This is a genomic window from Pseudomonas sp. FG1 (genome assembly GCF_034313875.1).
GTDB lineage: Bacteria > Pseudomonadota > Gammaproteobacteria > Pseudomonadales > Pseudomonadaceae > Aquipseudomonas > Aquipseudomonas veronii.
On the sequence record NZ_JAVIWP010000001.1, the window covers coordinates 5,763,543 to 5,777,078 of the forward strand.

At 61.1% G+C, this 13,536-nt stretch carries 11 protein-coding genes; 3 read left to right on the top strand and 8 right to left on the bottom strand.

All coding sequences use genetic code 11. The features are described 5' to 3' along the window. Nucleotides 1–47 precede the first annotated feature (47 nt). The 3 genes from RGV59_RS26450 to leuC all read right to left on the bottom strand — a co-directional run bounded on the left by RGV59_RS26450 (nt 48) and on the right by leuC (nt 3,038). On the bottom strand, nt 48–812 hold the full coding sequence (locus tag RGV59_RS26450; protein WP_126586353.1) for a class I SAM-dependent methyltransferase: 765 nt from the start codon (nt 810–812) through the stop codon (nt 48–50). Nucleotides 813–964: 152 nt separating this feature from the next. Then, entirely contained in the window at nt 965–1,609 is a 645-nt protein-coding gene (gene leuD / locus RGV59_RS26455) for a 3-isopropylmalate dehydratase small subunit (RefSeq protein WP_026140124.1), read from the bottom strand. 10 nt (nt 1,610–1,619) lie between these two features. After that, complete coding sequence (gene leuC, locus RGV59_RS26460) at nt 1,620–3,038, bottom strand: 3-isopropylmalate dehydratase large subunit (RefSeq protein WP_046382634.1); 1,419 nt, start codon at nt 3,036–3,038, stop codon at nt 1,620–1,622. A gap of 147 nt (nt 3,039–3,185) precedes the next feature. Between leuC and RGV59_RS26465 the strand changes: the two genes are divergently transcribed. Both RGV59_RS26465 and RGV59_RS26470 read left to right on the top strand, forming a co-directional pair. Beyond that, nucleotides 3,186–4,076, top strand: a complete 891-nt coding sequence (locus RGV59_RS26465) for a LysR family transcriptional regulator (protein ID WP_017847706.1) — start codon at nt 3,186–3,188, stop codon at nt 4,074–4,076. Between the two features lie 66 nt (nt 4,077–4,142). Continuing rightward, nucleotides 4,143–7,421: an EAL domain-containing protein gene (locus RGV59_RS26470; protein ID WP_126586356.1), complete on the top strand. Its 3,279-nt coding sequence runs from the start codon at nt 4,143–4,145 to the stop codon at nt 7,419–7,421. A 3-nt stretch (nt 7,422–7,424) separates the two neighbouring features. Here the strand turns inward: RGV59_RS26470 and RGV59_RS26475 are convergent, their stop codons facing one another. From RGV59_RS26475 to RGV59_RS31860, 3 genes are all read right to left on the bottom strand, one after another. Beyond that, nucleotides 7,425–8,705, bottom strand: a complete 1,281-nt coding sequence (locus RGV59_RS26475) for a hypothetical protein (protein ID WP_126586358.1) — start codon at nt 8,703–8,705, stop codon at nt 7,425–7,427. Nucleotides 8,706–8,812: 107 nt separating this feature from the next. Continuing rightward, complete coding sequence (locus tag RGV59_RS31855; protein ID WP_416152043.1) at nt 8,813–9,226, bottom strand: hypothetical protein; 414 nt, start codon at nt 9,224–9,226, stop codon at nt 8,813–8,815. After that, nucleotides 9,211–9,735: a hypothetical protein gene (locus RGV59_RS31860; protein ID WP_416152044.1), complete on the bottom strand. Its 525-nt coding sequence runs from the start codon at nt 9,733–9,735 to the stop codon at nt 9,211–9,213. Before RGV59_RS31860 ends, RGV59_RS31855 begins: the two co-directional genes overlap by 16 nt. 269 nt (nt 9,736–10,004) lie before the next feature. On the opposite strand from RGV59_RS31860, the gene RGV59_RS26485 reads away from it, so the two are divergent. Then, nucleotides 10,005–10,457 (top strand): hypothetical protein, encoded by a 453-nt coding sequence (locus RGV59_RS26485; protein WP_322247119.1) that lies wholly within the window; start codon nt 10,005–10,007, stop codon nt 10,455–10,457. Nucleotides 10,458–11,296: 839 nt separating this feature from the next. On the opposite strand, the gene RGV59_RS26490 is transcribed toward RGV59_RS26485, so the two are convergent. Together RGV59_RS26490 and RGV59_RS26495 are read right to left on the bottom strand one after the other, a co-directional pair. Continuing rightward, complete coding sequence (locus RGV59_RS26490; protein ID WP_010466230.1) at nt 11,297–12,277, bottom strand: IS5-like element IS1384 family transposase; 981 nt, start codon at nt 12,275–12,277, stop codon at nt 11,297–11,299. 260 nt (nt 12,278–12,537) lie between these two features. After that, a complete protein-coding gene (locus tag RGV59_RS26495) occupies nt 12,538–13,503 on the bottom strand; it encodes a tRNA dihydrouridine synthase (RefSeq protein WP_017847710.1) in 966 nt (321 codons plus the stop codon). Nucleotides 13,504–13,536 lie beyond the last annotated feature (33 nt).

Here is a 13,536-nt window from a genome sequence, read left to right on the forward strand (position 1 = left end):
CCTCATTTCATCATGCGACCCGCCCTGGGGCAGGTCGGGAAAAATACTCAGCGTTCGGCCCAAACCACCAGCACGTCGGTGCTGAAGGTGCCGTCGGCTTGAATTTCGTAATAATCGCGGACTTCCTGGCCCATTGCCTGTTGCAGCTCAAGAATCGCCGCACGCAAAGGCGCTGGTGTACGCATGCGCTCGACCCACGAGGTGTATTCCAGGCGCAGGCGCTGGCGGCTGCTGTTGCGCACATGCAGACCGGCTTCGCTGAGCTGGCGCATCCATTCGGCGGCGGAGTAATCGCGCACGTGGCTGGTGTCGCGCAGCACTTCGACGGTTTGCAGGTAAGTGTCCAACAGCGGGCTGCCCGGTGACAAGACATCGACAAACGCCGCCACGCCACCCGGCTTGAGCACCCGGCGCACTTCGCGCAGGGCCAGGCCGAGGTCGCTCCAATGGTGCGCCGAATAGCGGCTGAACACGAAGTCGAATTCGCCATCGGCGAACGGCAAGCGCTCAGCGGCGCCGTGGACCGTGCGGATATTGCCCAGGCCACGGTCTGCGGCAGCGGCGGCGACCACGTCGAGCATCTGCTGCGACAGGTCGTAGGCCACCACTTCTTTTACCAGCGGCGCCACATGGAAACTGACATGACCGGCGCCGCAGCCCAGATCCAGCAGTCGCGCAGCGCCGTGCCCGGCCAGTTCGGCCTGGAGCAGCGCAAATTCAGTACCTTGGGCGTGTACGGCACTGCTCAGGTAGACCGAGGCCTGTTCACCGAATTGTTTTTGCACGACTTGGGTATGGGCGGTGTGGGTCATGGGAGTTTCCTCAATGGACCTTGCGGTGTTTGTTCTGGCCCCATCGGGGGCAAGTCGAATCGTCGCACCGCCCCTCCCACATTTGAAGGTGTTCACACATCAAAATGTGGGAGGGGCTTGCTCCCGATGGCGGCGGTCCTGCCTACATCACATCAAGCGTCGCGAAACAACCAAGGCTGGCTGGCCCGGTGCCTGGTTTCAAACGCGGCAATCGCATCGCCGTCCTGCAAGGTCAGGCCGATGTCGTCCAGGCCGTTGAGCAGGCAGTGCTTGCGGAAGGCATCCACTTCAAAGTGGTACACCTTGCCGTCCGGACGGGTCACGGTCTGCGCGGCGAGGTCGACGGTCAGTTCGTAGCCGGGGTTGGCTTCCACTTGCTTGAACAGTTCATCCACTTCGGCATCGCTCAAGATGATCGGCAGCAAGCCGTTCTTGAAGCTGTTGTTGAAGAAGATGTCGGCGTAGCTCGGCGCGATGATGCTGCGAAAACCATATTCTTCCAGGGCCCACGGCGCGTGTTCGCGGCTGGAGCCGCAGCCGAAGTTTTCCCGCGCCAGCAGCACGCTGGCGCCCTGGTAACGTTCGGCGTTGAGCACGAAGTCCTTGTTCAGCGGGCGCTTGGAGTTGTCCTGATAGGCGTAGCCCACGTCCAGGTAGCGCCACTCGTCGAACAGGTTGGGGCCGAAACCGGTGCGCTTGATCGACTTCAAGAACTGCTTGGGGATGATCTGGTCAGTGTCCACGTTGGCACGGTCCAACGGCGCGACAAGACCAGTGTGTTGGGTAAAAGCTCTCATCGGGTATTCCTCAGATCAATTCGCGAACGTCGATGAAACGACCGTTGACGGCAGCGGCGGCGGCCATGGCCGGGCTCACCAGGTGAGTACGCCCACCGGCGCCCTGACGCCCTTCGAAGTTACGGTTGGAGGTCGACGCGCAATGCTCGCCGGACTCCAAGCGGTCCGGGTTCATCGCCAGGCACATGGAGCAGCCCGGTTCACGCCATTCAAAACCGGCTTCGAGGAAGATCTTGTCCAGGCCTTCCGCTTCGGCCTGGGCCTTCACCAGGCCCGAACCCGGCACCACGATGGCCTGCTTGATGGTCGAGGCGACTTTGCGGCCCTTGGCGATCACTGCCGCGGCGCGCAGGTCTTCGATCCGCGAGTTGGTGCAGGAACCGATGAACACGCGATCCAACTGAATGTCGGTGATCGCCTGGTTGGCTTTCAAGCCCATGTACTTCAAGGCGCGCTCGATGGAACCGCGCTTGACCAGGTCGGCTTCCTTGGCCGGGTCCGGCACGTTCTGGTCGACGGCCAAGACCATTTCCGGCGAGGTGCCCCAGCTGACTTGCGGCTTGATCTGGCTGGCGTCCAGTTCCACCACGGTGTCGAACACGGCATCGGCGTCGGAGACCAGGTCTTTCCAGGCCTCAACGGCGGCATCCCAGTCGGCGCCTTTGGGGGCGAACGGACGGCCTTTGACGTACTCGACGGTTTTTTCGTCCGCCGCCACCATGCCCACGCGGGCACCGGCTTCGATGGACATGTTGCAGATGGTCATGCGGCCTTCGATGGACAGGTCGCGAATGGCGCTGCCGGCGAATTCGATGGCATGGCCGTTACCGCCGGCGGTGCCGATCTTGCCGATCACGGCGAGCACGATGTCCTTGGCGGTCACACCGAAAGGCAATTGGCCTTCGACGCGCACCAGCATGTTCTTCATTTTCTTGGCGACCAGGCACTGGGTGGCGAACACATGTTCCACCTCCGAGGTGCCGATGCCATGGGCCAGGGCGCCGAACGCGCCGTGGGTGGAGGTGTGGGAGTCACCGCAGACCACGGTCATGCCGGGCAAGGTCGCGCCCTGCTCCGGGCCGATCACGTGGACGATGCCTTGGCGCACGTCATTCATCTTGAATTCGGTGATGCCGTATTCGTCGCAGTAGTCGTCGAGAGTCTGCACCTGCAAACGCGACACGGTGTCGACAATGGCGTCGATCCCGCCCTTGCGCTCCGGGGTGGTCGGCACGTTGTGATCCGGGGTGGCGATGATCGAGTCGACGCGCCAAGGCTTGCGCCCGGCCAGCCGCAGGCCTTCGAACGCTTGGGGCGAGGTCACTTCATGGATGATGTGACGGTCGATATAGATCAGCGACGAGCCATCGTCGCGCCGTTTCACTTCATGGGAATCCCAAAGCTTGTCGTAAAGCGTTTTGCCGGCCATCAGTCGGTCCTCATCAGCGGTCTTTCTATGCCCCGGGTCTTGAGACATTCAATAACCCTTTGGCTTGTGAGGCTGATGGTATGGCGCTACATTAAATAACTCAAATTCATATTTTTTATGCTTTGGATTACCAACTGGAATACCACAATGGACCTGGCCAACCTCAATGCTTTTATTGCCATCGCCGAGACCGGCAGCTTCTCCGGCGCCGGTGAGCGCCTGCACCTGACCCAACCGGCCATCAGCAAACGCATTGCCGGCCTCGAGCAGCAACTGAAAGTGCGCCTGTTCGATCGCCTGGGCCGTGAAGTCGGCTTGACCGAAGCCGGGCGCGCCCTGCTGCCGCGCGCCTATCAGATTCTCAACGTCCTGGACGACACCCGGCGCGCCCTCACCAACCTCACCGGTGAAGTCAGCGGGCGCCTCACATTGGCCACCAGCCACCACATCGGCCTGCATCGCCTGCCGCCGATCCTGCGCACCTTTACCCGGCAATACCCCAACGTGGCGCTGGATATTCAGTTTCTCGACTCGGAAGTGGCCTACGAAGAGATCCTGCATGGCCGCGCCGAAGTGGCGGTGATCACCCTGGCGCCCGAGCCGCACAACTTGGTGCGCGCCACCCCGGTGTGGGACGACCCGCTGGATTTCGTGGTGGCGCCGGAGCACAGCCTGACCCGCAACGGCTCGGTCACCCTGGCGGACATCGCCGGGCACCCGGCGGTTTTCCCCGGCGGCAACACCTTTACCCATCACATTGTCAGCCGCCTGTTCGAGGCCCAGGGCCTCACGCCGAACATCGCGATGAGCACGAACTATCTGGAAACCATCAAAATGATGGTGTCCATCGGCTTGGCGTGGAGCGTATTACCGCGCACCATGCTCGACGATCAGGTGACAAGTATCGCTTTGCCGGGCATACAACTCAGTCGCCAGCTAGGCTATATCGTGCATACCGAAAGGACGCTGTCGAACGCTGCGCGGGCTTTTATGAGCCTCTTGGATGCACAGGTCGAGCTGCCAGGGACACCGGCATGAAGCTGTGCGGCCTCAAGGCCTGAATAAAACCGCGCCGAACGCCCATCGAGCCAAGGCTTTTTGATAATGCGCAATCCCGTCGACCCTATGCCACCCCTGCCCCGCATTTACGCCCTGGACCCTGAAGAGGCGGAACAAAGCTGGGACAGCGCCCCGCAACTGCTGGCAGCGCTTAACGCTGCACGGCTGGGTGCATGGTGCTGGGAAATCGATACCGGGCGTATCAGTTGGTCACGGGGCACCCAGGCGCTGTTCGGCTTCGACCCGCGCCAACCGTTGCCCAAGGATCTGGAGTACCTGGACCTGCTCGCGCCGCAAGACCGCGCCCGGGTGATACGCGCGTTTCACGCGGTGCTGGCCGGCGAGCCATTCGAGCAGGCCATGCACCACCACATCCAGTGGCCGGATGGCAGCCAGCACTGGCTGGAAATCAACGGCAGCCTGGCGCCGGACAAAGCCGGCCGGCGCCGCATGATCGGGGTGATCCGCGAGACTACCCGCCAGCGCGAGCGGGAACACGCCCTCAGCCACTCCGAAAAGCGCTTCGCCACGCTGTTTCACCTGTGCCCGAACATGGTCCTGCTCACCCGCCAGTCCGACGGCTTGATCAGCGAAGCCAACCAGTATTTCCAGATCCTCTTCGGCTGGCCGGTCGCCGACGCCATCGGTCGCACCACCCTGGACCTCGGCCTGTGGCTCCACCCTGAACAGCGTGCGCAATTGGTCAGGGCCACCCAGCGCAAGGGCGAACCCATCACCATGGAAGTGCAATTCTGTGCCAGCAACGGGCAGATCCACGATGGCACGCTCTGCGCGCAGAAGGTCGAGCTGGACGGCGAGGCCTACCTGATCAGCACCTTTCTCGACACCACCGAGCGCAAAAACGCCGAGCAAGCCTTGAAAGACAGCCAGGAGCGCCTGGACCTGGCCCTGGACTCCGCGCAATTGGGCACCTGGGACTGGCACATTCCCACCGGCATGCTCTACGGCTCGGCCCGCGCCGCCCAACTGCACGGCCTGCCGGCGGAAGCGTTCCATGAATCGTTCGAGGCGTTTTTCGAGGGCATGCCCAAGGAAGAGCGCGAGAGTATGCGCAACGCCTATCGCACCCTGCGCGAAGGCCCGGCCGGCAACTATCAGCTGACTTACCGTGTACAACTGGAAGACGGCAGCCCGCGCTACCTGGAAAGCCGCGCACGCCTGTACCGCGACGAAAAAGGCGCGCCACTGCGCATGGCCGGCACCCTGCTGGACATCACCGACCAGGTCGAGCGCGAACAACGCCTGAGCGCCTCCGAAGAAAAATTCGCCAGCCTGTTCCAGGCCAGCCCCGACCCGATCTGCGTCACCCGCCTGGACAACGGCGAGTTCATCGAGATCAACCCCGCCTTCACCCAGACCTTTGGCTGGACGGCCGCCGAAGTGATCAACATGAGCGCCGAACAGATCGGCCTGTGGGACGAGTCGAGCCAGCGCCTGCAACGCATCGAACAGGTGATTCGCGACCAGGCGCTGAACAACGTGGCGATCATCGCGCACCACAAAAGCGGCCAGGCCCTGACCTGCGTGATTTCCAGCCGGATGATCAAGGTCGGCGACCAGCCGTGCATCGTCACCACCCTGCGCGACATTACCCAGCAGCAACGCTCCGAGGCCGCGCTGAAGGCCAGCGAAGAAAAATTCGCCAAAGCCTTCCATTCCAGCCCCGACGCGATTTCCATCACCGAACACGACACCGGCCGCTATGTGGAGGTGAACGACGGGTTCTGCCGCTTGACCGGTTTTCGTGCCGAAGACGTCATCGGCCTGACGCTGTACCAGGTCGGCATCTGGGCCGATGAAAACCAGCGCGCGGTGCTGCTGGCCGAACTGCAACTCAAAGGCCGTATCCGCCATTTGGAAATGCTCTGGCACAACAAGCGCGGCGATGTGCTGGCGGTGGAGGTTTCAGTCGAGCCGATCATCCTCAACGAAACCCCTTGCCTGTTGCTGACCGCGCGGGATGTGAGCCTGTTGAAAAACGCCCAGGCGCAGATCCGCCACCTGGCCTACCACGACCCGCTGACCAACCTGCCCAACCGCGCACTGCTGATGGACCGCCTGAGCCAACAGATCGCCCTGCTCAAGCGCCATAACCTGCGCGGTGCATTGCTGTTTCTCGACCTCGACCACTTCAAGCACATCAATGATTCCCTCGGTCACCCGGTGGGCGACACCGTGCTGAAAATCGTCACCGCGCGCCTCGAAGCCAGCGTGCGTATGGAAGATACCGTGGCGCGCCTGGGCGGCGATGAGTTCGTGGTGCTGCTCAGCGGCCTGGATGGCACGCGCACCGAAGTCAGCGCCCAGGTTCAGGAACTGGCCGACACCCTGCGTGAATTGCTCTCCGAACCGATGTTCCTCGACGGCCAACGCCTGCAAGTCACGCCGAGCATCGGTGTGGCGCTGATCCCCGATCATGGCTCGACCCCGGCCGACCTGCTCAAACGTGCCGACATCGCGCTGTACCGCGCCAAGGATTCGGGGCGCAACGCCACGCAGATGTTCCACAACAGCATGCAGAAAACCGCCAGCGAACGCCTGCGCATGGAAACCGACCTGCGCCTGGCCCTGTCACGCGGCGAATTCAGCGTGCATTACCAACCCCAGGTGGACGCGCGCGGCAATAAGATCGTCGGCGCCGAGGCCCTGGTGCGCTGGCAGCATCCGCAACTGGGCGCGCAGGCGCCGTCCGAATTCATCAAGGTGCTGGAAGACAGCGGCCTGATCCTCGAAGTCGGCACCTGGATACTCGATGAAGCGTGCGCCGCCTTCGAGCAGTTGATCAAAGAAGGCAAGGTGGACCCGCTGAATTTCAGCCTGTGCGTGAACATCAGCCCCCGGCAGTTCCGCCAGAACGACTTTGTCGAACGCGTCGAGCGCAGCCTCAAGCAGCATTCACTGCCCTACTGCCTGCTGAAACTGGAAATCACCGAAGGCATCGTGATCCAGAACCTGGATGACACCATCAGCAAAATGCGTCGCCTGAAAAAGCTCGGCGTGAGTTTTGCGATGGACGACTTCGGCACCGGTTACTCATCGCTCACCTACCTCAAGCGCTTGCCGGTGGATACGCTGAAGATCGACCAGTCCTTCGTGCGCGATGCCACCCACGACCCCAACGACGCCGAAATCATCCGCGCCATTGTGGCCATGGCGCGCAGCTTGAACCTGGGGGTGATCGCCGAAGGCGTTGAAACCCCGGAGCAACTGGCGTTCCTGCAAAAGCTGGGCTGCCACTTGTTCCAGGGTTATTTGCACAGCCGGCCCTTACCGATAGAAGGGTTCAGGCTCTTGCTGGATTGAGGCTCAGACCAGCTTCAGGGCCCGGAACCCCGAACTCATCCAGCGCGATGAGGCCAGGTCGTGCTTTTTTCCATAGAAATCCAGCGCCCCATCGATCACCGCCACCGAATGCCAGTTGTCTGCCAGGGTGCCGATCGCCCCGTTGGCCAACTCTGCGACCGTGCTTTCACGCACGTAGCCAAACAACCCCAGGCGGCGCAGCGCTTCGCCAGGGTACTCGCCATCGTTGAGGGTTTGCAGAGCCGTCGTGTAACTCTGGCGGGCACGAAAATCGTTGTTCTCGATCTGCGCGCGCTTGGCACTGACTGCGTACAAAAAGTGCGCGGCATTCAGCAACTGTCGATTATTGCCATGAAAGTTCGACTCGGCGGCAGCCTGGCGCACTTCCTCGTGGGTCAGTTGCAACCGGAAGGCATCTCGCATGACCACGTCAAACCCCGTCGGCGTGATGTGAACCTGCTTATAGATCGCCCTCGGGTCTTGCCCGAACCGGATCATCGCCGCCTTGATCGCCGAGACCGTGACGCAATTGCCTTCGACCCCCTGGTAAAACCCGCTCCAGATGTCCGCGGGCCGGACGCTCGCGACCACAGGGGCGGCGCCGCGATTGCTCGGCGGCGGCAGTTGATCATCGAACAAGACATACCCATAGCCCCGATCGGCCGTTCGTGGTGTCCCGCCATCATGCCTGACCCCCTCGCGCACCAGCGCCGACCCGCGGTTATGGGTCTCCAGCACCCCTACCGCGCCCTTGCCCGCCATATCGCTCACCGGGACGAACTGCGACAGGCCGAACACCCCCATGCCTTGCAGACAACGCTGGGTGGTCTCGCCCTCGAGCGTCTTTGCCAAGGCGGCTTCGAACGTGGCATAGCCCCCGGTCAGTTGCTTGCGTTTGACAAAGGCGGCAAACATGAAATTGGCATCCTTTACCACGCCGCTGTCCGCCCCCGTGAAGCGGGAAGCCTGCGACGCCTGCTGCAACTCCTGGCGTGACAGGTGCAGCTTGAACTCATCCTTCATCGTGACGTCGTACCCATCGTCCGAGGGTAGCAACTCGTTAAACATCGCGGCTGGACGCTGACCGAACGTCATCATCATCAACTTGATCACCGCCGCGTGGCTGCTGCAATCAAAACTCTCGCCGAAGCGCCGCTCGCTCGTGTGGAATGCCGAAGCGATATCAGCCGGCCTTTCACCTGCGGGTTTCACCGGAAATACGGGAGAAGCCCCGCGCTGCTGGGCCGTTTCGATCATCGAACGGCTAGCTGTGGAGATATACATGCACTGGGTTCCTGACGCTTGTAAAAAATAAGCGGCCGAACGGGCAGCCAGGTTTGGGCTGACTGCCCCGTTCGCAGCCCTTCAATTCAACGGATTCACCAATAGGGCTATGGCACCAGAGCTATGGCATCGCCGTGCGTGGGCGCTTTTCCCTGTCGCCCCCATAGCTCTTCGCGACCGTTGATGACCGCCACCGAATGCCGGGCCCGATTGCACATGCCCAACTGCCCCTTGGCGAGCTCACGCACGGGGACCCTCTTCATGTGCTTGCTCAGCCCCAGCCGCTTCAACCCCTCCCCCGGCCCTCGCTCATCCTCGCCATCATTCAGGCTGCGGATCGCCGCACCGAAACTGCGTGCCGCCCTGCCATCGTTGTTTTCGTCCTGGGCACGCTTGGCGCTGATCGCGAAAAGAAATTGCGCGTCTTTGAGCATCTCTTTGTCAGCCCCGACAAATTTTGCCCCACGCGCACCTTCGGCGAGCTCCCGGTCCGTCAGGTTGACGGTTACGTCATCGCGCATGACCACGTGATAACCACGCTCGGTTTTTTCACCTCCTTGAAAATATCCGTAGGGCTTTGGCCAAACTGGTACATCGCCGCCTTGATGGCCGATACCGTCACGCAGTTGCCATCCGGCCCTTGGCGAAAGCCGCTCCAGATATTGTCGGGCTTCGCGCCGTTGCGCTTCTTCGAAAGGCCCGCGATCATCGCCGCAGGCTCGGGTTTGGGCGGCGCCGGCGCAGGCACCACAGGCGTAGTGACCTCCGGCCGCGATGGGGATATTCCCGGCAGCGGCTTCTCTTTGTTATCAGAGACCAAGTTAATCAGCTGAGTCAAAAACGAAGTAAACAGCGTCATTAACTTATCGAGCGGCTCTGAATTATTCGCCACGCCATGAGTGTTTTCCCGCACATGCTCCAGTACCCCCTGGCTCGCCGGAGACGGCACACTCAAGAAACCGCTTAATTGCGCAAACTGTTCATTTTTTGCTTTCATGGAATCGACAGGAAGTACCTGACGAACATCCACAACACGCGCAATATTATTAATTGAACAACATGACATACGGGCCTCCACTTGCAGGCACTTCCCGGAACATCAGCCCCAAAGAAGTGCACATCCAGTTCAATACGTATAAAGGAAGTTGCTGACGTCAGGCTCTGAATGCAGGCCGGCGGCTGGTCCGCCAGTCGCGCATATCAGATTGACGTTCAGCCGGGCCGGGACTGGTTATATCCGGGGTAGGCGTATCTGGTTGTGGTTGTGGTTGTGGTTGTGGTTGTGGTTGTGGCTGTGGCGTGATCGCAGGTACTTCCGGGGTGGCCGGTCGCGGCTTGACCTCAAGCGCATGCACACCCGGCTTGGGTGCCGGCATGACCTCCGGCGTAGGTGTGTGCTTGTGCGTAGCCGTAGGCGTAGGCGTAGGCGTAGGCGTAGGCGTAGGCATGGGCGTAGGCGTGTGCGTAGGCATGGGCGTCGGCGCAGGCGTGTGCGTGTGCGTAGGCATGGGCATGGGCGTAGGCATGGGCGTAGGCGTAGGCGCAGGCGTGTGCGTGTGCGTAGGCATGGGCATGGGCGTAGGCATGGGCGTAGGCGTAGGCGCAGGCGTGTGCGTGTGCGTGTGCGTAGGCGTGTGCACAGGCACCACTTCAACCTTGCGAGCGGCTTCCGGCATCGGCATGACGCGAGGTAAAACCGCTGCCGCATTCGGTTTCGTTTCGCCGCTCAGCGCCTTCGTATCGGGGCAATGACAATGACCGACGTTAACGTTCACTTGCACCTGATTGTCGGCATCCTTGATCACGGAGGCAGCGGATTGATGCATGTGGGGTGACATCGGAAGAGCCGGCTGGCCTCGCCGATCAGCCGTCAATGCGAGGTGTCCAGGCTTCTCCGGCAGCTTGCTCGCATCCACTGGAATGGCGGGCGTTTTATCCGCCCCAGGCAACATGCCGGACACCATGTTCCGCCCCGAAAACATCTCACGCACGGTTTTGACAACCTGCTCCAGCATGTCAAGCAAGCGTGCAAGCCCGCCTGTCTCGATTGTCATGTTGCTGTTCGAAACCTTGAAAGGGTCATGAGGCACACCAGGGTGAGCCACAGTCGTATTGGCCCCCAATGTGCCGGTTTGCGTGAAGGTTTTCGACATGGATGGCGACAACCGCTCCATGGATGTTGTATCGCCGTTGAACAAAGGTGAATGATTAATCGATAGCGACATCAGTAAGTTCCTTATTGGCACGGCCCGGCTCGGTTAATCAGCGGGGCAGGCGAGGTTTTTTTATCGACTGGAAACAACCCTTGCTGCTTCACAGTCGATACTTTCGTGGAATACGAGGCTATCGAGTTCCAGAAATCGCGACTCATATAAGGAAACCAAATCAAACTTTCGGACTTTTCCCCCTGTTAATTTTTAAAAGACCGCAAACCAAGTAGCCTTAGGGATGGTCTGAAGTAGCCATGTATTTCCCCGGCATACCACCTAGCGCAACTTTTAAACTCGCCAAATGATCAAAAAACAATCAATTCGACGAGTATTTCTTACGTTTTCGCCACCCGGACCCCACTCCGGTGGCCATTTCCCGCATTACAGGCGCACCTCTCCTGCATTCGTCAGTAAATGTCGGCGCGCCATCCACAGGTTCGACAGAGCGAACAGTGTCACCAGTTGCGCCGTGTTTTTGGCCAAGCCGCGAAAGCGCACCTTGGTGTAACCGAACTGGCGCTTGATTACCCGGAACGGATGCTCGACCTTGGCGCGCACCTGAGCCTTGGCCTTTTCAATCTTGCGCTTGGCTTTGTACAGCACGCTGCGCTTATCGAGTTTTTTGTAGGTGCTGCGGCGTGCCGCCACCTGCCAGATAACTTCACGTCCTTCATGCTCGGGCCGCTTTTCGACACCGGTGTAGCCTGCATCGGCGCAGACCACGTTTTCGTCGCCATGCAGCAATTTGTCCACCTGGGTGACATCCGCCACATTGGCCGCCGTGCCCACTACGCTGTGCACCAGACCCGATTCGTCATCGGCGCCGATGTGGGCCTTCATGCCAAAATAATACTGGTTTCCCTTCTTGGTCTGGTGCATTTCCGGGTCGCGCTTGCCGTCCTTGTTCTTGGTCGAACTGGGCGCATTGATCAGCGTTGCATCGACGATGGTGCCCTGGCGCAGCGACAGGCCGCGGTCGCCCAGATAGCCATTGATGACAGCGAGGATGCCGGCCGCCAGCTCGTGTTTCTCCAGCAAGCGGCGGAAGTTGAGAATGGTGGTTTCGTCGGGGATGCGCTCCAGGTTCAGCCCGGCAAACTGGCGCAGGATCGTGGTTTCGTACAGCGCTTCCTCCATCGCTGGATCGCTGTAGCCGAACCAGTTCTGCAGCAGATGCACACGCAGCATCGCCATCAACGGGTAGGCCGGACGGCCACCTTCACCTTTCGGATAATGTGGCTCGATCAAAGCAATCAAGCCCTTCCACGGCACCACCCGATCCATCTCGATCAGGAACAACTCCTTGCGGGTTTGCTTGCGCTTGCCAGCGTACTCGGCGTCGGCGAAGGTCATCTGCTTCATCGGGAAACTCGGTGGGTGGGGTCGCGGTATTTTGCCAAATCAGAAAGTCTTTTTCAGAGTTTCCTTAGCCAGATCCGACTGGACACACACGCTAATAAACCACCCTCTGGGCAACTTACCGACACAACCCCAAAACCTGCACGGCATCCGGCTGTGTTATTTCGCCCCGACTTCCTCGCGCCAAAACGCAAAATGCCCCGCATCTTTCGATACGGGGCATTTTCTTCAAACAAACGAGCTGCGCATTCAAGCGCAACGGGTCACCCCTCAGACGCGGCAGGATGGGCCATCCCCAACAACCGGCTCACCTGCTCCAAGTCCGTCTCCCGACGCATGGCGGTGAACAGCTCGACGGCCTCCGGGTAATTGCGCGTCAGCATCGCCAACCACTGCTTCAGCCGGCCGGGCGCCTGGCGTTCGGTCAGTTGGGCCACCGACTGGGTCCAGAAATCCTGGAGCATCGGCTGCATCTGCGCCCAGGTCATTGCCACGACGTCTTCGCCGGCGCGTGCCGCCGCGATCTGCCGCGCAAGATCCGGACGCGCAACCAGCCCGCGACCCAGCATGATGTCTTCGGCGCCGCTGACTTCGCGGCAACGCTTCCAGTCTTCGACGCTCCAGATATCGCCATTGGCGAACACTGGCACCTTGACCACATCCTGCACGCGTGGAATCCACTCCCAGTGAGCCGGCGGTTTGTAGCCATCGGTCTTGGTCCGCGCATGCACGACGATATGCGCCGCGCCGCCCTCGGCCAGCGCCGTCGCGCATACCAGCGCGCCATCCGGGCTGTCGAAGCCCAGGCGCATCTTGGCGGTCACCGGGATATGCGCCGGCACTGCGCGACGCACATGCTCGACGATGCGGTTGAGCAGCTCCGGCTCCTTGAGCAGCACCGCGCCGCCACGGGACTTGTTGACGGTCTTGGCCGGGCAGCCGAAATTCAGGTCGATCACCTCGGAGCCCAACTCGCAGGCCAGGGCCGCGTTCTCTGCCAGGCACACCGGGTCGGAACCGAGCAACTGCACACGCAGCGGCACGCCAGCGGCGGTGTGGGCACCGTGCAGCAGTTCGGGGGCGAGCTTGTGGAAATAGGCCGGGGTGAGCAGGCGGTCGTTGACGCGGATGAACTCGGTCACGCACCAGTCAATACCGCCCACGCGGGTCAACACGTCCCGCAGGATGTTGTCGACCAACCCCTCCATGGGCGCCAAAGCAATTTGCATGGAAAACACTCTACAAAAATCGTGGCGCAGTTT

Bases quoted from the DNA above. Each gene is read 5' to 3' on its own strand.
- leuD (WP_026140124.1), bottom strand. From the start codon at position 1,609: ATGAGAGCTTTTACCCAACACACTGGTCTTGTCGCGCCGTTGGACCGT.
- leuC (WP_046382634.1), bottom strand. From the start codon at position 3,038: ATGGCCGGCAAAACGCTTTACGACAAGCTTTGGGATTCCCATGAAGTG.
- RGV59_RS31855 (WP_416152043.1), bottom strand. From the start codon at position 9,226: ATGCGCGATGACGTAACCGTCAACCTGACGGACCGGGAGCTCGCCGAA.
- RGV59_RS26450 (WP_126586353.1), bottom strand. From the start codon at position 812: ATGACCCACACCGCCCATACCCAAGTCGTGCAAAAACAATTCGGTGAA.
- RGV59_RS26465 (WP_017847706.1), top strand. From the start codon at position 3,186: ATGGACCTGGCCAACCTCAATGCTTTTATTGCCATCGCCGAGACCGGC.
- RGV59_RS26475 (WP_126586358.1), bottom strand. From the start codon at position 8,705: ATGTATATCTCCACAGCTAGCCGTTCGATGATCGAAACGGCCCAGCAG.
- RGV59_RS26470 (WP_126586356.1), top strand. From the start codon at position 4,143: ATGCGCAATCCCGTCGACCCTATGCCACCCCTGCCCCGCATTTACGCC.
- RGV59_RS26490 (WP_010466230.1), bottom strand. From the start codon at position 12,277: ATGAAGCAGATGACCTTCGCCGACGCCGAGTACGCTGGCAAGCGCAAG.
- RGV59_RS26495 (WP_017847710.1), bottom strand. From the start codon at position 13,503: ATGCAAATTGCTTTGGCGCCCATGGAGGGGTTGGTCGACAACATCCTG.